Here is a 19,399-nt window from a genome sequence, read left to right as displayed (position 1 = left end):
TATATGCGTAAGCCAACCTGCCCAGCCCCCGCCTACCCTTTCAGCTTTGCCGCCGTCAGATCCAGACTGAGCCTGGCCAGATTGACCAATTCATCCACCTGTTCCTCGGTGATGACCAAGGGGGGCGATATGATCATGGTATCGCCGACCGCTCGCATCACCAAGCCATTGTTAAAGCAGAATTCCCGGCAGGTCATACCGGCTTGCAGCCCAGCCGGGAAGCGGCTGTTGGTCTGCTTGTCCTGCACTATTTCCAGCGCGGCCACCAGGCCTTTGCCACGGGTTTCGCCCACCAGCGGATGGTCTGCCAGTTCGCGCCAGCGGCGCTGCAAATAGGGGCCGATAGTATCATTGATTCGCTTAACTATGCTTTCGCTTTGCATAAGCTTAATGTTGGCAATGGCGACGGCGCAGGCCACCGGATGACCGGAATAGGTGAAGCCGTGGTTGAATTCGCCGCCCTCGTCCACCAGCACCCTGGCAACGCGATCCCCCACCATCACGGCCCCCATGGGCAGATAGCCGGAGGTGATGCCCTTGGCCAGGCACATGAGGTCCGGCTTGATGCCGAATCCCTCGCTGGCGAACCAGTGGCCGGTACGGCCAAAGCCGCAGATCACCTCGTCGGCAATAAGCAGGATGCCGTAGTGATCGCAGATACGCTGGATCTCGGGCCAGTAGCTGTCGGGGGGAATGATGACGCCGCCGGCGCCCTGGATGGGTTCGCCGATGAAGGCGGCCACCTTGTCCACCCCCAGTTCCAGGATCTTCTGCTCCAGCTGGCGGGCACGCTCCAAACCGAACTCGTGGGCACTCATGCCCTGCCCCTCACCGAAGTGATAGGGCTGATCGATGTGCACTATGCCGGGAATGGGCAGGCCGCCCTGGGCGTGCATGCCCTTCATGCCACCCAGACTGGCACCCGCCACGGTGGAGCCGTGATAGGCGTTGTGGCGGCTGATGATCACCTGCTTGTCCGGCTGCCCCTTGCTGGCCCAGTAGTGGCGGACCATGCGCAGCACCGTATCGTTGCACTCGGAGCCAGAGCCGGTGAAGAAGACATGATTGAGATGGGGCGGAGTCACCTCGGCCAGCAGGGTCGCCAACTCGATCACAGGAGGGTGTGCTGTCTGGAAGAAAAGATTGTAGTAGGGCAATTGCTGCATCTGTTTGGTGGCTGCCTCCACCAGCTCCTGACGACCGTAGCCCATGTTGACGCACCAGAGTCCCGCCATGCCGTCCAGAATGCGACGCCCGTCGGAGTCTTCCAGATAGATGCCTTCGGCCCTGCTGATGATGCGGCTGCCCTTCTGGTTCAGCGCCTGAAAATCGGTAAAGGGATGCAGGTGGTGGCTGGCATCCAGCTGCTGCCACTCACGTGTCGTGTGCTGCATTGTATTTGCTCCTCGGTTCCTTCGATTTAAGCGGGACTCTTTCGTCAATCAATCCGGGTGGCAGGCGCTCTTTCAGTCACTGCCACTCACAGCTGGCATGCTTTCTGGTGTCTTCGATACAAGGACAGGAGAGGCCGGGTCTGGCCTCCCCACTGTAGGGGCTGGCACGCCCACGGGATCACACGTTCAGCAGCAGGAACTCGCGCTCCCAGCGGCTGATCACCCCGAAGTAGGTCTCGTACTCCTTGCGCTTGACAGCCACGAAGGCGCGGATGAAACGCTCCCCCAGCATCTCCTTGAGGGGCTCGCACTGCTCAAGATGGCTCAGAGCCTCCTCCAGCGAGCGGGGCAGACTGTAAGGCAGGTCATAGGCGCTCGACTTCATTTCCGGCAACGGATCCAGCTTTTCCATCATGCCGAGGTAGCCGCAGGCCAGGGTCGCAGCCAGCGCCAGATAGGGGTTGGCATCGGCGCCAGCAAAACGGTTCTCTACCCGGCGGGCACTGGCATCGGAGAAGGGCACCCGCAGGCCACAGGTGCGGTTCTCTACACCCCACTGCACGTTGCGCGGCGCGCTCTCGCCAAAGGTGAGCCGACGATAGGAGTTGACGTTCGGCGCCAGCAAGGCGGTCACGGCTGGTGTGTATTTCTGCAGACCGGCGATGAAGTGCATGAACTGCTCGGTATTACCGCCATTGTCCGTGCCGAACAGGTTGCGACCGTTCACATCTTCCAGGCTCTGGTGGATGTGCATGGCGGAGCCCGGCTCGTCGCTCATCGGCTTGGCCATAAAGGTGGCATAGATGCCGTGACGGTGAGCCGCTTCCCGCATGGTGCGCTTGAACAGGAACACCTGATCAGCCAGAGCGATGGCATCGCCGTGCAGAAAGTTGATCTCCATCTGGGCGGCGCCGGATTCGTGGATAAGGGTGTCCACTTCCAGTTCCTGCGCCTCGCAGTAGTCGTACATGTCCTCGAAGATGGGGTCGAATTCGTTGACCGCATCGATGCTGAACGACTGGCGAGCCGTCTCCGGGCGGCCATTGCGGCCAATGGGCGGTACCAGTGGATAGTCGGGGTCTTCGTTGCGCTTGACCAGGTAGAATTCGAGCTCGGGGGCCACCACCGGCTTCCAGCCCTGCTTCTCATAAAATGACAGGACCCGACGCAGCACCGAACGCGGCGCTATGTCGATAAGATTGCCATTGATGTCGAAACAGTCGTGGATCACCTGAGCGGTCGGCTCCAGCGCCCAGGGCACGAAACGAATGGTGTTGGGGTCCGGGTAGAGCTGCATGTCCCGCTCCAGCGGGTCTATCATGCTGTCGTCATCCGGGTACTCGCCGGTCACCGTCTGGGTGAAGATGACCTCGGGCAGCCGCATGCCCCCTTCGCGCAAAAATTTGTTGGCTGGAATGATCTTGCCTCGGGCATTACCGGTGAAATCCGGAAACAGGCACTCCACTTCCGTGATGCGATTGCTCTCCATCCAGCCCTTGATACTGTCCATGTTAAACCCCGACTTTACGATTGCCATTGGCAAGGGTGTCTAGTATATGGAACACCCTTGTTATCAAATTGTAATCAACAACACCATAAAAGCCCGCCGTTAAGGCCGATGTCAAGCGGTGGTGTTTAAAAAATTATAAATAACGGTGCATATAATGACCATGTCGGCACCAAATACTAAACACCTTGGCTCACCCAGGACCCACTGCAAGCTCGATGCCAACGAGGGGGCAGGATCCTCCATGTTCTCAGTCAGACCCTGTCCGAATCGGGTCATTTTTTTGCAAGGGCGCACAATCCTTATCCTATTTGCTTTGCATGCCTGCATTTTTTTGGTACAAGGCCCGCCCTGATTTGCACTCTCCTGCTTGGATTTGGTGCAAATTCAGGACACAGGGCTTGGTCTGCAGGCAGACAGCCCCCATAAACAGGGATAATTGGGTTAGTAACTGACTGGTAGTAAACCGTATGTGTGATTTCATGACTAAAGACCAACTGGCCTTTTACAAGGGGCAGATCGAGCGTCAGATCCTCGAACTCGAAGATCGCCTCAACTCCCAGGCCAGCCAGGCCATCGCCACCGATACCAACGAGATGGCTGATGAAATTGACCGTGCCAGTATCGAGGAAGCCCGTCGTCTGGAGCTGAACCGCATCGAGCATGACAAGTTGCACCTGCGCAAGCTGCAGGGTGCGTTAAGGCGTATCAACGAAGGGGATTTTGGTTACTGCGAATCTTGCGGTGACGAGATTTCTCTCAAGCGGCTGCAGGCTCGTCCCGAGTCCCGCTTCTGCGTTGAATGCCAGAGTACAAAGGAATTCAACGACACTCACGTGTACCGTCGCGTTGCCTGATTCTTCTGTTAGACTCCGGGCAAGTCCCGGATTCTACAGGAGAGCAGAGAGTGAAATGGTTCCTCAGACTGTGCTTGTGTCTGCCGTTGCTGGCACAAGCACAGACCCTCACGGTCAAGGTTCCCAGCCGACCAATCAACGATCTCGACAAGGAATATCAACTCAAACTGCTGGAACTGGCGCTGACACATGCCGGACAGCCGTTTCGCATCGAGCAGGTCGAACTCAACCTCAACCAGTACAGCCTGCAGCAACAGCTGAGCAAGGGAAAGACCATCAATGTATTCTGGATGGGTACCTCCAGCGCACTCGAATCCGCCCTCATTGCCGTCCCGATCCCGCTGTTTCGCGGTCTGGAAGGCCTGCGCCTCTCCTTCATCCACAGCGACGCTCAGGAGAAGTTCAACCAGATCAATTCGCTGGCCGATCTCAAGCAATTGAAAGCGGCACAAGGGGTGGGCTGGGCTGACAACAAGATCCTGGAAAACGCCGGCATCCCGACTTATTCCGGTCGCTACAGCACGCTGTTTCGTCTCATCAACGACGGCGACAAGCTCGATTTCTTCCCGCGCAGTCTGGTGGAGATCTTTGCCGAGCGCAGCGAACTGGTGGTGCAATACCCCAATCTGGTCATCGATCAGCGCCTGCTGATCCGCTATCCCTTTGCCGAGTTCTTTTTCGTCAGCCCCGAGTACCCCAAGCTGGCCAAGGCGATCCAGACAGGGCTGGAACGGGCCTATGCCGATGGCAGCTTCATGACCTTCTTCCATGAGAATCCCAAGATCCGTGAAGCCCTCGCCAGCGCCAATCTGGAGAAGAGGGTCACCATTCAGCTCCCCAACCCGGATATGACTCCTTTGCTCAACAGTATTCCAGCCCAATATTGGGAGTATCCTCCGCGGTAGCAGTGTTCGAACGGCATGCACTTTGAGCGGCGCTGGCAACACTGCCGGGATTATTCCCAGCCCATCAGGGATCGGGGGCAGATAGCCCTCTGACGCAAGCGGGACCGTGGCAGCCAGAGTGCCGGGATCGCGCCCTGCCTGCTGCTGACAACTCAAGGAAACCATATGCGAAACATGAATACAGGCCTGCTGCTGGCGGGCTGTCTGATAGCAATGCCGGCCCTGGCCGACAAGGCCGACCCCATAGGGGAGGTGAGTACCGCCTTCAAACTGTTCGGCCCCAACCACAAGATCCTGGTGGAAGCGTTCGATGACCCCAAAATCGCCGGCCTTGCCTGCTACCTGGCACGCCCCAAAACCGGTGGCGTCAAAGGTGGGCTGGGACTGGCGGAAGATCCCTCTCACGCCTCGCTTTCCTGCCATCAGACTGGCCCCATCTCACTGCCTGCCAAGCTCAAAGCGGGGGAAGAGGTGTTCGATGTCAGCACCTCACTGGTGTTCAAGGAGCAGAAAGTGGTGCGTTTTTACGACGAAAAGCGCAATGCGCTGGTTTATCTGACCTACAGCACCAAATTGGTAGATGGTTCGTATAAAAGCGCAGTGAGTGCGGTTCCCATCATGCCATGGGGCTGAATCGGCCCCATTTATCCCGTGATGACGGCCCACATTTGTTGTAATTTAACTACATCATTATTTGCGGAGAGCACACCATGAAAGTCGCCGTTTTCAGTACCAAGAGCTACGACAAGGAACACTTCAATCAGGCCAACAGCCAGTACGGCTATGAGCTGGAGTTCTTCGACGTACGGCTGGAGGCCAAGACAGCCCGGTTGGCCCACGGCTTCCCCGTGGTGTGCCTGTTCGTCAATGACGACGCCGACCGGGAAGTGCTGACCGAGCTGGCTGCCAACGGCACCAAGGTCATCGCCCTGCGCTGTGCCGGTTACAACAATGTGGATCTGGCTGCCGCCAAGGAGCTGGGGTTGAAAGTAGTACGGGTCCCCGCCTACTCCCCCGAAGCCGTTGCCGAACATGCGGTGGGGCTGATGATGACCCTCAACCGCCGCATTCATAAAGCCTATCAGCGCACCCGCGATGCCAACTTCTCGCTGGAGGGGCTGGTCGGCTTCAATATGCACGGCCGCACCGCCGGTATTATCGGCACCGGCAAGATCGGCATCGCCACCCTGCGCATCCTCAAGGGCTTTGGCATGCGTCTGCTGGTAAGCGATCCCTACCCGAGTCAGGCGGCCATCGACTTGGGTGCCGAGTACGTGGATCTCGACACCCTGTTCCGCCAGTCCGATGTCATCAGCCTGCACTGCCCGCTGTTCAAGGAGAACTATCACCTGCTGAACAAGGAGGCATTCGCCAAGATGAAGGATGGCGTGATGATCATCAACACCAGCCGGGGCGGCCTGCTCGACTCCAACGCCGCCATAGAGGCGCTCAAGACCGCCCGCATCGGCGCCCTGGGGCTGGACGTCTATGAGGAAGAGGAAGACCTCTTCTTCTCCGACAAGTCCAACGAGGTGATCACCGATGACGTGTTCCGCCGCCTCTCCGCCTGCCACAATGTGCTGTTTACCGGCCATCAGGCCTTCCTGACCCGCGAGGCGCTGCACGCCATCGCCGATACCACCCTCGGCAACCTCAAGGCCATAGAGAGCCGGGGCCATAGCGACAACGAGGTGGAGTAATCCTCTCGCACCCGTAGCCATTAACGACAGAGGGAGCCATTCCCTCTGTTTTCCACACCGACATGCGCCCCCCTGTGTATTTTCCCCTGCGACCTCAATATCCGGGGTGCCGGGTTGTGAGACCCGACGTCATCGGGTAGGCTACCTGCCCTTTTTTATTCAGGAGTCTGGCTGCCCATGTTTATCGGATTTGATTACGGTACTTCCAACTGTGCCGTCGCCGTGATGGAACAAGGCAGCCCCAGGCTGCTGACTCTGGGCGGTTCCCGCTATCTCCCCTCCACTTTGCACGCGCCCCACAGAGACGCCATCGCCGGCCTGCTGGCCGAAGGGCTGGCTCCGGCCCAGCAGGCCGAATACCTCAAGCTGCGCGGCCCTGTGGTTACCCGTGCCCAGGCGGTACGCCGCCAGATGCGGGAAGAGGGGTTGATCGACGAACTCAGCTTCGGCGCTGCGGCGCTGGATCGCTATCTGGAGGAGCCGGACGATGGCTATTACATCAAGTCGCCGAAATCCTTCCTCGGCGCCTACGGCCTCAAGGCTCCCCAGATCGCCCTGTTCGAAGACATCGTCTGCGCCATGATGCTGCACGTACGCCGCGAGGCGGAGCAGCAGCTTGGCACTCAGGTGCGCCGCGCCGTGATAGGTCGACCGGTCAACTTTCAGGGGCTGGCAGGGGAAGAGAGCAACAGGCAGGCCATCGCCATCCTGACCGAGGCGGCCCGTCTGGCCGGGTTCGAGCAGGTGGAGTTCCTCTATGAACCCGTGGCGGCCGGCTTCGAGTTCGAGGCGCGGCTGGATGAAGACGCCGTCGTGCTGGTGGTGGATATCGGCGGCGGCACCACAGACTGCTCCATGCTGCGCATGGGCCCGAGCCATCGCGACCAGCTGGATCGCAGCGGCGATCTGCTCGGCCACAGCGGCCAGCGCATCGGCGGCAATGACTTCGATATCAGGCTGACAGTGGAAGGCATGATGCCGCTGCTCGGCATGCACGAAACCCTCAAGACCGGTAAACCGCTGCCTCACCCGCTGTTCTGGGATGCCGCCGCCATCAACGACGTCAGCGCCCAGGGCCGTTTCTACAGCCTGGATACCGCGCGTCAGCTGCAGGATCTGCAGCTCGACAGCCTGCCGGGCAGCAAACTGGGACGGCTGGCCAATCTGCGCGCTCACAAACTGAGCCACCAGCTGGTATGGCGTGCCGAGCAGGGCAAAATCGCCCTCTCGGAGCAGGAGCTGAATCGCCAATCCCTGAGTGAACTGGAGAAGGGGCTGGAAGCCGAGCTCAATCGTGAACAGCTGGCCAGCGCCTCTGCCCTGCTGCTGGAGAAGATTGGCGAGCTGATGGACGAAGCCATTACCAATGCAGGAGTGCAGCCGGACCGCATCTTCGTCACTGGCGGCAGCGCCCGTTCGCCGCTGATCGCCGCCTTTATTCGTCACAAGTTGCCCACCATTCCGCTTGAAGGTGGCGATGACTTCGGCTCGGTGGCGGCAGGACTCGCTCGTTATGCCGAGCGCCTGTTTGCTGGCTGACCATGACTCCGCCAGTCAGCATCCGCCAGAAGCTGCCTGCCACGCCTCTTGAAGGGGGCAATGACTTCGGTTCCATTGCGGCAGGACTCGCTCGTTATGCCGCACGTCTGTTCGCTGACTGAGGCCCGCAGTTCCACCTCACGGAGACAGAGGCGATAAGTGTTCTTATCGCCTGTTCAGCATCGAACGCATCCCGATCACGGCAAGGTGTTGCCATTTAACGACACAGGGCTGACTCACAGGACGACAGAAGCAGTCGGGGTCGGCTCCCCTCACCCTGCCCCGGGGACGGCGCAGGAGGTATGCTTGTTGCTCCCACTACCGGAGCCCTTCCATGCCCAGATTCCTGCTACTGCTGCTTGCCCTGTTCCTGCTCAGCGCCTGCAGCAGTACCCCCTCGTTCGTTCAGCAAGACTTGCAGCATCATCACTGGGTGCTCGACAAGCTGGATGGCCAGGCCATTGCGGCCTCCCGCGACAATCCGCCCGATTTCGAGATAGGTGAACACTTCACCGTCAACGGTATCGCTGGTTGCAACCGCTACTTCGGCCAGGGCCACCTCGAGGGCGACAGATTCTGGGTTACCAGCCTCGGCAGTACCGAGATGGCCTGTCAGGCTCCTCTCGACGCCATAGAGCAGGCAGTCATCACCACACTGCTCGAAGGCGCCACCCTGAGCGGCACCACCCAGACCTTGATCCTGAAGGGAAAACAGCACAGTTTGGAATACACCTTGCGTGACTGGGTGCTATAAGCGCGGTTGTCTGCCAGCGTAAAACTGACTCCATTGCGGTCGGGACTGCACAGCAACAGACCCTCGTGCTCACGAAACCGGCATCACAAACAGGAACAAGTGTCCCGCCTGTGGCACAATATGAGGCAGTGCTCGCAATGGAGGCTGCCTCAGCCATGTCGATGGATCGTCTGTTTGACAAGATCAAACAACTCCCCACTATTCCGCAGCTGCTGCATGAGTTGATGCAGAGTTTCAGCGATGAAAATGCCCGCATCGACCAGATAGCGGGCAAGATCGCCATGGACCAGGTGATCAGCGTCAAGGTGCTGCGGATGGCCAACTCGGCCGCCCTGCGCCGTGGCAATGATGTCACCTCCATCGAACAGGCGGTGATCCGCCTCGGTTTCAACCGGTTGCGCTCCGTGGTAGTCGCCTCCGGCATCATAGGCACCTTCAAGGCCCCCCCCAGCTTCGACAAGAACAAGTTCTGGACCGAGACCTTCCAGGTTGCCACTATCGCCAAGACCCTGGCCCAGGAGGCCAAGGTGCTGGATCCCGAGACCGCCTTTACCTGTGCCCTGATCCACAACATTGGTGAGCTGCTTATCCAGAGCACACTGCCGGAAGAGGCCGAGCTCATCAATATGGCGATCCAGAAGGGGAGCAGCCGGGTAGAGGCCCAACGGGAGATGCTGGGGTACGACTATGCCCAGCTCGGTGCCGAACTGGCACGGCGCTGGAACCTGTCGGAAGCCTTCGTCGATGCCATCTCCCAGCAGCTGGATCCCCTCTCCCACGATCCGGTCAGCAAGGAGGCGGTGCTGATCCGGCTCGCCGTCTTCATCTCCTTCGCCTGGAATGCGGGCGTGCCCGCCCAGGCCATCATTGCCCGTTTCCCCAAGCCGCTTGCTGACCAACTGGGACTGGATCCCAAATCGCTGGCAGGCCAGCTCGAAACGCTTCACGAACAGGGTAATGCCCTCGCCGACCTTCTGACTCAATAAGCACTCATGACCCATCCATTTCTGTTTCATCCCCAGGTGGCGCCCTGGTTCAAAGAGAGCGCCGACAGCTTGCAACTCACCCTGTTCAGCGAGCTGGATGCCCCGATCCGGGAGGTGTGGCTGCGCCACGAACCTGACAACGAAGAGTACCTGCTGGCGATGACGCCAGTCTCGACCCGGGACAGATTGCAGGTGTGGCAAGCCACATTGCCACTGATCAAAGGGCAGGATATCCATCTCTACTGCTTCAAATGCCTGACCGATGAGGAGCAGTGGTGGTTGCACGGCGCTGGCGTCAGCTCGGCCATGCCGCCTCGGGAGCAGCACTTTCGTTTCAACAGCCTGCACCAGCCGCCAGCCTGGGTGCAGGATCAGGTGTTCTACCAGATCTTTCCCGACCGCTTTTGCAACGGCGATCCGGCCCTGAGCGTGAAGCATCATGAATACGAGTACAGAGGCAAGGCGGTGATCAGCAAGGGGTGGGGTGAGCCGGTCAGCCGTCACGAAGAGGGACTCGGCGCCTGTGAGTTTTACGGCGGGGACCTGGCGGGGATAGATGCCAAGCTGCACTATCTGCAATCCCTCGGGGTCACGGCACTCTACCTCAACCCCATCTTCGATTCGCCGAGCAACCACAAGTACGATACCCAGGACTACTTCAAGGTCGATGCCCACCTCGGCAGCAATGCACAGTTCGCCGAGCTGACCCGCAACCTGCACCAGCGCGGCATGAAGATCATTCTGGATGCAGTGGTCAACCATACCTCGACCCAGCACCCCTGGTTTTGCCCGCCACAGGGTGCCCAGAGCAACCCGGACTCACCGTGGCGCAACTTCTACACATTTGACAACGAAGGTGACTATGTCAGCTGGAAGGGCATTCGCAGCCTGCCCAAGCTCGACTTCTCCAGCGAGCAGGTACAGGACGCTATCTATCGCGCCGATGACGCCATACTGCGCTACTGGATGCGAGCACCCTACCAGATAGACGGCTGGCGCTTTGACGTCATCCACATGCTGGGGGAGCGTGGTACCGCCGAGGGCAATCGCGGCCATGTGCGTGCCATTCGCGGCGCCGTGAAGCAGGAAAACCCGGATGCCTATGTGCTCGGCGAGCACTTCTTCGAGGCGAGCCAGTGGCTGCAGGGAGATCAGGAGGACGGCGCCATGAACTACTATGGTTTTGCCCACCCGATCCGCGCCTTCCTGGCCGGGCAGGACATTGCCTATCACCCCATCAAGATCAGCGCCGAGGAGCTGGACAGCTGGCTCAAGCTGGCGCGGGCCCATATCCCGTTCAAGAACCAGCTGGCCCAGTTCAACCTGCTGGACAGCCACGATACCGCCCGCTTCCTCCATCTGCTGGGAGAGGACAAACAACGGATGCAGCTGGCCGCCACCCTGCTGCTCACCTATATCGGCGTGCCATCCATCTACTACGGCGACGAAGTCGGCCTCTCCGGTGGCAAGGACCCGGATTGCCGCCGCTGCTTCCCGTGGGAGACCACGGCCTGGGACCACGTGCTGCACGATCACTACCGCCGGCTGATCCAGATCCGCAAGCAGCGGCCTGCTCTGCGCCGTGGCGATATCCAGACCCTTTATGCCGGCCCTCACAGCTATGTGTTCGCTCGAACCCTGCAAAGCGATCAAGTTGTGGTCGCCTGCAACCGTCATCCGACCGAGCCGCGCACCATCAGCCTGCCGTTGTGGCAGACCGCCAGCCCAGCCAGCCGCTTCACCGATGCCTTCAACGGTGACAAGTACGAAGTGGTACAGGGACAGGTACAAGTGACCATACCCGCCAACTCGGCCAGAGTGCTGCTCTCCAGCTAAGCGTCAAAAAAGCGGAACCGAATGTTCCGCTTTTTGTTAAAGCATCAGAGATCGCATAAAGTTGTTTGAGCTGGGTTGGATTTCTCTATGAATCATCTAGTTACTTCACTCATAGTGGAATAAAACTGGCATCATACAAAACTGCTTCCAGCCCTTTTCGGCTAAACTGGTTCCAGGCACATATATTGCTTGCCTCTTGGCATCACTAGCGAGAATCCGTCATGTTCGACAATAAAACCCTATTGATTACCGGCGGCACTGGCTCGTTTGGCAAGATGCTGGTCAAGACAGTACTGGAACGCTACAAGCCGAAGCGACTCATCATCTACTCCCGCGACGAACTGAAGCAGTTCGAGATGCAACAGGTGTTCAACGACCCCTGCATGCGCTATTTCATCGGGGATGTGAGAGATGCCAACCGGCTGAACATGGCGATGCGCGGCGTCGATTACGTCGTGCATGCGGCCGCGCTCAAGCAGGTCCCCGCTGCTGAATACAACCCCATGGAGTGCATCAAGACCAACATTCATGGGGCGGAGAACGTCATTCAGGCCGCCTTGCTCAATCAGGTCAAGAAGGTGATTGCCCTCTCCACCGACAAGGCTGCCAACCCGATCAACCTGTATGGCGCCACCAAGCTGGCTTCCGACAAGCTGTTCGTGGCGGCCAACAACATTGCAGGCCAGGATCCGACCCGCTTCGCGGTGGTGCGCTATGGCAATGTGGTGGGTTCACGCGGCTCAGTGGTGCCCTTCTTCCAAAAACGAATTGACCAGGGTGCCAGCACACTGCCCATCACCCATGCCGAGATGACCCGTTTCTGGATCACCCTGCCGCAAGGAGTGGATTTTGTGATGAACAACTTCCCGAGGATGAAGGGCGGCGAGATCTTCGTGCCCAAGCTGCCCTCGGTACGGATCACCGACCTGGCTACCGCCATGGCGCCCCAGCTGGCTCAGGAAATTATCGGTATTCGCCCCGGTGAGAAGTTGCATGAAGTGATGTGCCCTTCCGACGACTCCTATCACACCTTCGAGTTCGACGACTTCTTCATCATCGGTCCCACCATCAATTTCAATAATCGCAACAATGACTTCTCAGTCACAGCTGCAGGCGAGAAGGGGGTCATGGTCGAACAGGGTTTCGAATATAACTCCCGCAACAACAGCGACTTCCTGACGGTGGCCCAGCTAAAAGAGTTGAATGACAAGGTGGTAATGGAATGATCCCGTACGGCAGACAGTCGATCAGCGAGGCGGATATCGAGTCCGTAGTCGAGGTGCTGAGGTCGGACTTTCTGACACAGGGCCCGGTCGTTCCTCGTTTCGAGCAAGCAGTCGCCGATTACTGTGGCGCACGCTTCGGCGTCGCCGTGAACTCGGGTACGGCCGCTTTGCACATCGCTTGTCTGGCTCTGGGTGTCGGCCCGGGGGACTGGGTCTGGACCTCCCCCATCAGCTTCGTCGCTTCGGCCAATTGTGCACTCTATTGCGGTGCTCAGGTCGACTTCGTCGACATAGAGCCGGATACCGGCAACATGTGCGCACTGGAGCTGGAGCGCAAACTGATTGTCGCCAAGGCGCAAGGACGCCTGCCCAAGGTAGTCATTCCGGTGCACTTCGCGGGCTTGCCCTGCGATATGAAAGAGATCCATCGTCTGGGCCGGGAGTACGGTTTTCGCATCATAGAAGATGCCTGCCACGCCCTCGGCGCCCGCTATCACGGCGAACCGACCGGCAATGGCCGCTACAGCGACATCACAGTCTTCAGCTTCCATCCGGTGAAAATCATCACCACCGGCGAAGGCGGCATGGCCATGACCAATGACCCAGCATTGGCCAAAACCATGCGCATGCTGCGCAGCCACGGTATCACCCGTGAACCGGAAGATTTCATCAACGAACCGGACGGCCCCTGGTACTACGAGCAACAGATGCTGGGTTTCAACTACCGGATGACAGATATCCAGGCAGCGTTGGGGTTGAGCCAGATGAGCAGTCTTGACCCCTGGATCGCCAAACGCAGTGAGATTGCCCGTCGTTACTTTGAAATGCTGGCCCCTGAACTCTTGCCCCGTTACTTCAGCCCAGAACGGCGCAGCGCCTTTCATCTCTATGTGCACCATGTTGCTCCAGAGCATCGCCAGGAGCTGTTCCAGCGACTGCGCGAGAATGGTGTAGGTGCCAATGTCCACTATATGCCGATCTACAAACAGCCTTGGTACCAAAAGTGGGCCCATACACCCAGGCCCTACTCTGAACAGTTCTACGTCGGTTGCATCACGCTACCATTGTTTCCAAGCTTAATCCCGAAAGATATGGAATATGTTATCAAAGCAATTCTTGGCAATTAATCAATCCATTTACCATGTCGAATGGCAGTTATCTCTTTTTCGACATTGTTAACTATATACCGATCAAGATTAAATAATAATGAGTAAAAATTGGGGTCTTTTACTGTTCTATGCAAATTATCACCATGCAAATCTTTAGACCCTGCAAGCCGAGTTGAAATGTTCAGCAGAAGAACACCATTTGGAGATAGCACTCTATTTAATTCGGATGACAAATTAAGAATATCATCAAGTTCAAGATGCTCCACCACATCACAGCAAGTAATTAAATCAAAAAAATTATCAGGAAAAGGGATTTTGTGATCTTGCAATAAAAATAGTTTTTTCGACTCAATCCCCCTTTCCTTGGCTATATCTAAGGCAACCTTACTTACATCCACCCCATAAGAATCCTTTCCGAATAACTTGGATCCTAATAGACCAACTACAAACCCTACCCCACAACCATAATCGAGGTGTTTTTCACCTGCTACCCGAATAATATCAGAATGTTCGATAACAATTCTATATCCGGGGCTAAACTCTGCTTTAAGATAATCGGAGTTGGAAAGAAAGACATTATTGTAAATTTCTTGATAAAGTGAATAACTCATAATTAATTCCTTTTTTTCGATTTATTTAATCACATACCAAGTTGGATATTCACAATAAGGAATTGGCTCATGACACTCAATCAAATTAAGTGTGAGTGATTTTTCTTTAATAAAATTATCCACCACAGAAACAACTTTTGGCCAATCTGAGTGATAGTCATCGCCAGCAAAAACCCCACCAACTCTCAACTTTGGGAACCAATCATACAATGTTTTTCCTTCTTCCTCTCCTGTATGAGCATAGCCATCAACATATATAAAATCAAAGTATTCATCAGGGAACATGTCTAGTGCTTCATCAAATCTCATTTTTAAGAGGGAATATTTTTCCCTATATTTATTCAGCCTCATAAAAGCTGACTTATATTGGTTAATATCATGACCTCGGTCGCCTGCATACATGTCAACACCGTACAAGAAAGAGACATGATCAAGCTGCATTATTCTTTCTGAAAAGATACCTTCTGCGACCCCTAGCTCAATACCAACACCATCCTTTCGAGTATGGTAAATAACACTTTCACGTTTAGGTACATTCATAATCTATGATACTCCCTTAATAAAGGCTGACTCAAGCTTGTTTTTATATGCATTACGACCATAATCTGGAGCAATTCTCAGGTAATAATCTGTTATTTTATCTAGTTCACATTGTTGTTCATTAGTAATTGGGGAACCACCATCTTTAAGACATCTAATTAAAAAATAAGAAAACGAACTTGTATAGCTTACATTACTTTTAATAAAAGAAGCATTTTTTAAAAAAAGTTCAAGGTCTACATCCATAATGTTATCTATTCTTTCTATCCGAGTAAGCTCGGGATATAGAATACTATCTTTCCCTATAACCTCATTATAATTAAACGCCACGAATGGAATATTATTGCGAGCAGCATCGTACAATAGCGTAGAGTATGTTGACAGAAGTAAATCACAGTTTACTAAAATCTGGTCGATAGAAGTATCCAGAAGTCCGGTTATAACATCATCAATTAGAATAACATTTAACAACCCAGCTGCGACCCTTAATGAATAGTCTTCTGGGTGAGGGCGAATAAAAAATAATGTATCAGGATTCTTCATGCTTAAATTAGTTATAAAATCATTGACATCTTTCACACTGACACTATGTGCTCCAGCCCAGTGAAAATTGGTGGCGATCATCACTCGATGTGCAAATTTAGATACCCAGCAACCAAATTTTTTTGTTAAGAACTTTGCTTCTACCTTATAAACCGGCCTTACATTTCCAGCAGGAAATACCTTTGAACGAATTACACTGTGGGCGCGTTCAATTATCTCATTCGCAGCAGGTTCACTCCAAGCCAGTGTATACTCAGTCATGGTTGTAAACACGTCAGGCAATGTGATGCCATGTTGTAGAGTGATTGTGACCACGTGTAACTCCCGCGCTTTGACAATGAGCCTTGAGCAGGATAGGTGCATAGGTGATAATGGGCCAAGAGTGGATGTTAGCAATATACTACCGGCATTCATAATATTCACATCAAAGTCGCGTAGGAATGAATTTTTGATAGCATGATTTTTAATAAACTTATTAACTATGATAAGATGATGAAATGTCAGATTATCATCATTTATTATCACATGTAAATTTTCATAACCTATTCGAACAACTAAGCCACGTAGAAATGCCAAATCTTGAAAAAAGTGAATAATGTAAAAAAAAGAGCATTGAGAGCCTCTTTTAAAGAAACCATTCAAGCCATATTTTCCTTTATCACTTAGTCGTGAAAGTGCAACTCTATCTTGCTTTTTATAAGATATCTTTGCTGCTAAAAATTTCGGTTTGGCAATACTATTATTATCGTGACAGGCATTGATGTTCCTCCAGTGTGTGGCGATTAAATCATAGCGCTTGTCGGTATAAACAAGTTCAACCTCAAAAGACTCGGTATCTATAATCCTTAGCCCAAATGAGTCGAGCATTTCAAACCAGCCATCTTCACTCGCAGTCGTATTATACTGAGATAAAAATGATGGTCCAACCTGAAAAACGACAATACTCGAGTCAACATCATCCAGTAGTTTTGAAATAGCAGAAGGAAGCTTTTCCTCAGAGTATTTATTAAGAAACCATCTTTGTTGCTGACTAAACCATGACTTAAAAAGATTGTTAGTGTTATTGAATTTAACATGCTGAATCGAGGCTATCTCGCTGTACAGGTGTTCAATAAAATCATTAAAACAAGATTTGAAGTCTAATCCCAATGAGGAAGCAGCAACTTTGGTCATAAGTAGACACCTATTACTGGTGAAATTATTTTCGACAACACCATCGAATTAGCTTTCGCGATATAGTATCTACAGCCATTATAAGTGGATCCTAGAAAGCCATAACTAGTTACCATTTGTCCTTCTCGCCATAATGCCCGTCTAATAATGCCGTAATTCACTCTTCTCAACTTGTCCATTTTTCTGAGCGACACTTCCATCTCATGATTAATGATGATGTGCTTTGCTTCACCATTGACATCATCAACTCTACGAGAGGAATAGATAATTGATACTTCTTGGCGTGATGGATGGCTAAGAACCCGATTAATTCTTTCCAGAATATCTGTAATGTCATATGCGATTGGTTCTTTAAAAAAATCAAAAACAAGCAATTGCTCACAATTCATTTTCAATATGACTGATGGTATATTTGAAGAATACTCTGAGAGTGACTCACTATTATCTGGCTCTAGAATTTTTTCAATAAAATGCCAATGCCTTAATACTGCTGAATGGCTAACAAGACACGAAGCTCTATATGCAGATCCCATCAGGCCATATGCCCGATAAAGATGAGGAGCAGGGTTAACTCTGTTATAATTTGATAAATAAACAAAGCCACTAATGTAATTTACATCCGGATAGATTCCAGAGAGCACCTCTGAAATGGTACCATAGAGCCCGGAGTCAACAATTATTGCATTGCTGTTGGTTGCTGATATAAAATGCTGTGATAGAAATTCTTTTTGTCTAGTTAAGTAATTAGAAATGGAATTGCTAGCTTCATTATTGGCATCAGCAGTAAGCCAACGTTTAACCGAGCTAGGACTAACTAATACATCAAGTATATTGCTATCGAATGAGGACAAATACTTTTCAACATTTATTTCACTTTGTTTCCCTAATAGCTTATCAATCAAATACCTTATTGTTTTATTTTTAAAAACAATAGAGCAGATATGCCCTCCCCACATCCAGTTTTCTGATAAAGCCGCTTTAATAACGACAATTCTTGATACTGGAAAGTCATATAAATCATAATTTGGAGTTATCTTATTAACTTCCAAAAACTGCCTAAATAGAACATTTAATATTATTCCGGCTCTACGACAAAAATATAACCTCGTTTTTGCTGTCATTGAATACATCGTTGCTAATCCGTGCAACCGATGGCAGAATTCGTAAAAATAAGGTCCCATTGTATCACGATACAGCTCTTCAGAATTCATTATTATATTCACTCCCATAACGAGGAATATCAATAAATGCACTTTCCTTTTTATCCTTCAAAGCGAGGTAGTAGCAGATGTCATGACTGTATTTTTCCAGAGATAAACCACCCTCACGTTTAATCGCCCATAAATACATTTCGGGATGAATGAGTGACAGAGGGTTATTTGTCTTCTGGCTCACATCTAGACCAATTTCTTCGCAGGCGCCCCCCTTACGAACAAACAGCATGATATTTTGCTTATACCAAAAATTGACACCAGGCATATTCCAGATCGCAGGTCTGATAATGTCAAAACAATCAAAACCGAAACGGATGAAATGCTCATTCCAGTAAGAAGGCCAATTTTCACTTTGGTGGCCGGTACCACCTTGATACGGAATAGCAGCAGAGAAAAGGATCACATCACTATGACAAGTCAAATTGCTTATAAGTGTTGAGTGGCTTTCAATCGGAAGATGTTCCGCCACCTCTAGTGAGAGAGCTAAACTGAATTTTCTGCCCAGTTCAATTTTCTGACCAACATTCTCTTCCAACCAGAAACGATCAGGAATCATCAACATTTTTTTGGCGGAAGATGACCCATCAACACCGATAACATCTTCAACCCCGAGATAATGAGCAGCAGCTAGCCACGAACCAGTACCACATCCTATATCCAGAATTGAGTCTGGCTTTTTTATCATATCGAAGAGACAGGACAACACTTTAACCCCAGAGCGATAAGATGCCGATGCCTGATCCTGATAGAAACCTTTATTGTAAACATTTGAATTATCCATTGTACTTTCCCTTCAGTAGGATATGGCCCAACATCTTCATTATTTGTTCTTTATAATAAAAAAATGTTGATCTGGGTGTTAACGTGGCTTTGACTTTATTTGCTTGTGCATTCACATAGTCACTATTATAGTTATCACCGAGATGGTGTATGTTAGCTGTCGAGACACCATATCTATTTGCTAACCAAGAGAATGCATCACCACGATGCTTTGATACTCCGGCTTCACTACTCATAAATATTTCATAGTTGACCTTCACACCTTTACATTTTAAAAGTTCACGCATAATGGCTGAAGATAAATACATATCGCTAAACAATACTATTCTTTTTCCTCTCGCCTCTTGCTTTAGTAGCTCATCTGCAAGTTCAGCATTTAAACTCAACAAATTCGACTCAACTATTATTTCTGCTTCTAATAAAATATCTTTATCTATTTCTGGATCAATAAGAATAGATTGCTGGATTTCGTAAACTTTATCAATAGAAGGTTCGGGAATGATTTTTTTTTCATACAAGTCATACAACCAACGATGTGATTTATATCTCGAATAAAAAATTCTATCTACATTTGATTTTTTGCTTTTACTCAGTTCACTTATTTCCTTTGCAATCAAATAAAAGCGAACTTCTTCAGAGGTTCCATCACGTAACAGCAATGTATCGAAAATATCGACTGATATGATTAGGATATCGTCACCATCATCAATTTTATATTTCATCAA

Annotated in this window: 18 protein-coding genes; 10 read left to right on the top strand and 8 right to left on the bottom strand. The window is 52.3% G+C overall.

Annotated elements, in window-relative coordinates:
- Nucleotides 1–32: 32 nt before the first annotated feature.
- Nucleotides 33–1,394: an aspartate aminotransferase family protein gene (locus GWQ31_RS08610; RefSeq protein ID WP_265421827.1), complete on the bottom strand. Its 1,362-nt coding sequence runs from the start codon at nt 1,392–1,394 to the stop codon at nt 33–35.
- A gap of 178 nt (nt 1,395–1,572) precedes the next feature.
- Nucleotides 1,573–2,904, bottom strand: a complete 1,332-nt coding sequence (locus GWQ31_RS08605) for a glutamine synthetase family protein (RefSeq protein ID WP_219598034.1) — start codon at nt 2,902–2,904, stop codon at nt 1,573–1,575.
- A gap of 467 nt (nt 2,905–3,371) precedes the next feature.
- On the opposite strand from GWQ31_RS08605, the gene GWQ31_RS08600 reads away from it, so the two are divergent.
- The 10 genes from GWQ31_RS08600 to pseC all read left to right on the top strand — a co-directional run bounded on the left by GWQ31_RS08600 (nt 3,372) and on the right by pseC (nt 13,831).
- A complete protein-coding gene (locus tag GWQ31_RS08600) occupies nt 3,372–3,758 on the top strand; it encodes a TraR/DksA C4-type zinc finger protein (protein ID WP_005318322.1) in 387 nt (128 codons plus the stop codon).
- Nucleotides 3,759–3,808: 50 nt separating this feature from the next.
- Nucleotides 3,809–4,663 carry a hypothetical protein gene (locus tag GWQ31_RS08595; protein WP_265421829.1) on the top strand — a complete coding sequence of 285 codons (855 nt, stop codon included), beginning with the start codon at nt 3,809–3,811 and terminating at the stop codon, nt 4,661–4,663.
- A 174-nt stretch (nt 4,664–4,837) separates the two neighbouring features.
- Entirely contained in the window at nt 4,838–5,296 is a 459-nt protein-coding gene (locus GWQ31_RS08590; RefSeq protein WP_275909179.1) for a CreA family protein, read from the top strand.
- 77 nt (nt 5,297–5,373) lie between these two features.
- Entirely contained in the window at nt 5,374–6,363 is a 990-nt protein-coding gene (locus tag GWQ31_RS08585; protein WP_159167252.1) for a 2-hydroxyacid dehydrogenase, read from the top strand.
- Nucleotides 6,364–6,540: 177 nt separating this feature from the next.
- On the top strand, nt 6,541–7,902 hold the full coding sequence (yegD, locus tag GWQ31_RS08580; protein WP_275909136.1) for a molecular chaperone: 1,362 nt from the start codon (nt 6,541–6,543) through the stop codon (nt 7,900–7,902).
- Between the two features lie 334 nt (nt 7,903–8,236).
- Nucleotides 8,237–8,656, top strand: a complete 420-nt coding sequence (locus GWQ31_RS08575) for an META domain-containing protein (RefSeq protein ID WP_058395143.1) — start codon at nt 8,237–8,239, stop codon at nt 8,654–8,656.
- 137 nt (nt 8,657–8,793) lie between these two features.
- Nucleotides 8,794–9,642, top strand: coding sequence for an HDOD domain-containing protein (locus GWQ31_RS08570; protein WP_005318309.1), 849 nt, complete (start codon nt 8,794–8,796; stop codon nt 9,640–9,642).
- Between the two features lie 6 nt (nt 9,643–9,648).
- On the top strand, nt 9,649–11,478 hold the full coding sequence (gene malZ / locus GWQ31_RS08565; protein ID WP_087756942.1) for a maltodextrin glucosidase: 1,830 nt from the start codon (nt 9,649–9,651) through the stop codon (nt 11,476–11,478).
- A gap of 221 nt (nt 11,479–11,699) precedes the next feature.
- A complete protein-coding gene (gene pseB, locus GWQ31_RS08560; RefSeq protein ID WP_042468912.1) occupies nt 11,700–12,704 on the top strand; it encodes a UDP-N-acetylglucosamine 4,6-dehydratase (inverting) in 1,005 nt (334 codons plus the stop codon).
- A complete protein-coding gene (gene pseC, locus GWQ31_RS08555; protein ID WP_275909135.1) occupies nt 12,701–13,831 on the top strand; it encodes a UDP-4-amino-4,6-dideoxy-N-acetyl-beta-L-altrosamine transaminase in 1,131 nt (376 codons plus the stop codon). The genes pseB and pseC overlap by 4 nt, the downstream gene beginning before the upstream one ends.
- Here pseC and GWQ31_RS08550 read toward each other — a convergent pair.
- Genes GWQ31_RS08550 through GWQ31_RS08525 form a run of 6 tightly spaced genes read right to left on the bottom strand, consistent with a single transcriptional unit; the run spans nt 13,828 to nt 19,396 of the window.
- The gene (locus GWQ31_RS08550) at nt 13,828–14,424 is read right to left on the bottom strand and encodes a class I SAM-dependent methyltransferase (protein WP_275909134.1); all 597 of its coding nucleotides are present in this window, start codon (nt 14,422–14,424) and stop codon (nt 13,828–13,830) included. The two genes, pseC and GWQ31_RS08550, sit on opposite strands and share 4 nt — an antisense overlap.
- 21 nt (nt 14,425–14,445) lie before the next feature.
- The gene (locus GWQ31_RS08545; RefSeq protein ID WP_275909133.1) at nt 14,446–14,964 is read right to left on the bottom strand and encodes a class I SAM-dependent methyltransferase; all 519 of its coding nucleotides are present in this window, start codon (nt 14,962–14,964) and stop codon (nt 14,446–14,448) included.
- A 3-nt stretch (nt 14,965–14,967) separates the two neighbouring features.
- On the bottom strand, nt 14,968–16,680 hold the full coding sequence (locus GWQ31_RS08540; RefSeq protein ID WP_275909132.1) for a hypothetical protein: 1,713 nt from the start codon (nt 16,678–16,680) through the stop codon (nt 14,968–14,970).
- Nucleotides 16,677–17,891, bottom strand: coding sequence for a hypothetical protein (locus GWQ31_RS08535; RefSeq protein WP_275909131.1), 1,215 nt, complete (start codon nt 17,889–17,891; stop codon nt 16,677–16,679). Before GWQ31_RS08535 ends, GWQ31_RS08540 begins: the two co-directional genes overlap by 4 nt.
- Nucleotides 17,881–18,675 carry a methyltransferase domain-containing protein gene (locus GWQ31_RS08530; protein WP_275909130.1) on the bottom strand — a complete coding sequence of 265 codons (795 nt, stop codon included), beginning with the start codon at nt 18,673–18,675 and terminating at the stop codon, nt 17,881–17,883. The genes GWQ31_RS08535 and GWQ31_RS08530 overlap by 11 nt, the downstream gene beginning before the upstream one ends.
- The gene (locus tag GWQ31_RS08525) at nt 18,668–19,396 is read right to left on the bottom strand and encodes a hypothetical protein (RefSeq protein ID WP_275909129.1); all 729 of its coding nucleotides are present in this window, start codon (nt 19,394–19,396) and stop codon (nt 18,668–18,670) included. Before GWQ31_RS08525 ends, GWQ31_RS08530 begins: the two co-directional genes overlap by 8 nt.
- Nucleotides 19,397–19,399 lie beyond the last annotated feature (3 nt).

It is taken from the genome of Aeromonas sp. 2MA4, assembly GCF_029237305.1.
Classification (GTDB): Bacteria; Pseudomonadota; Gammaproteobacteria; order Enterobacterales; family Aeromonadaceae; genus Aeromonas; species Aeromonas salmonicida.
Note: the sequence above shows the minus strand (reverse complement) of the source record. Positions and strands in the feature narration are given on the sequence as shown.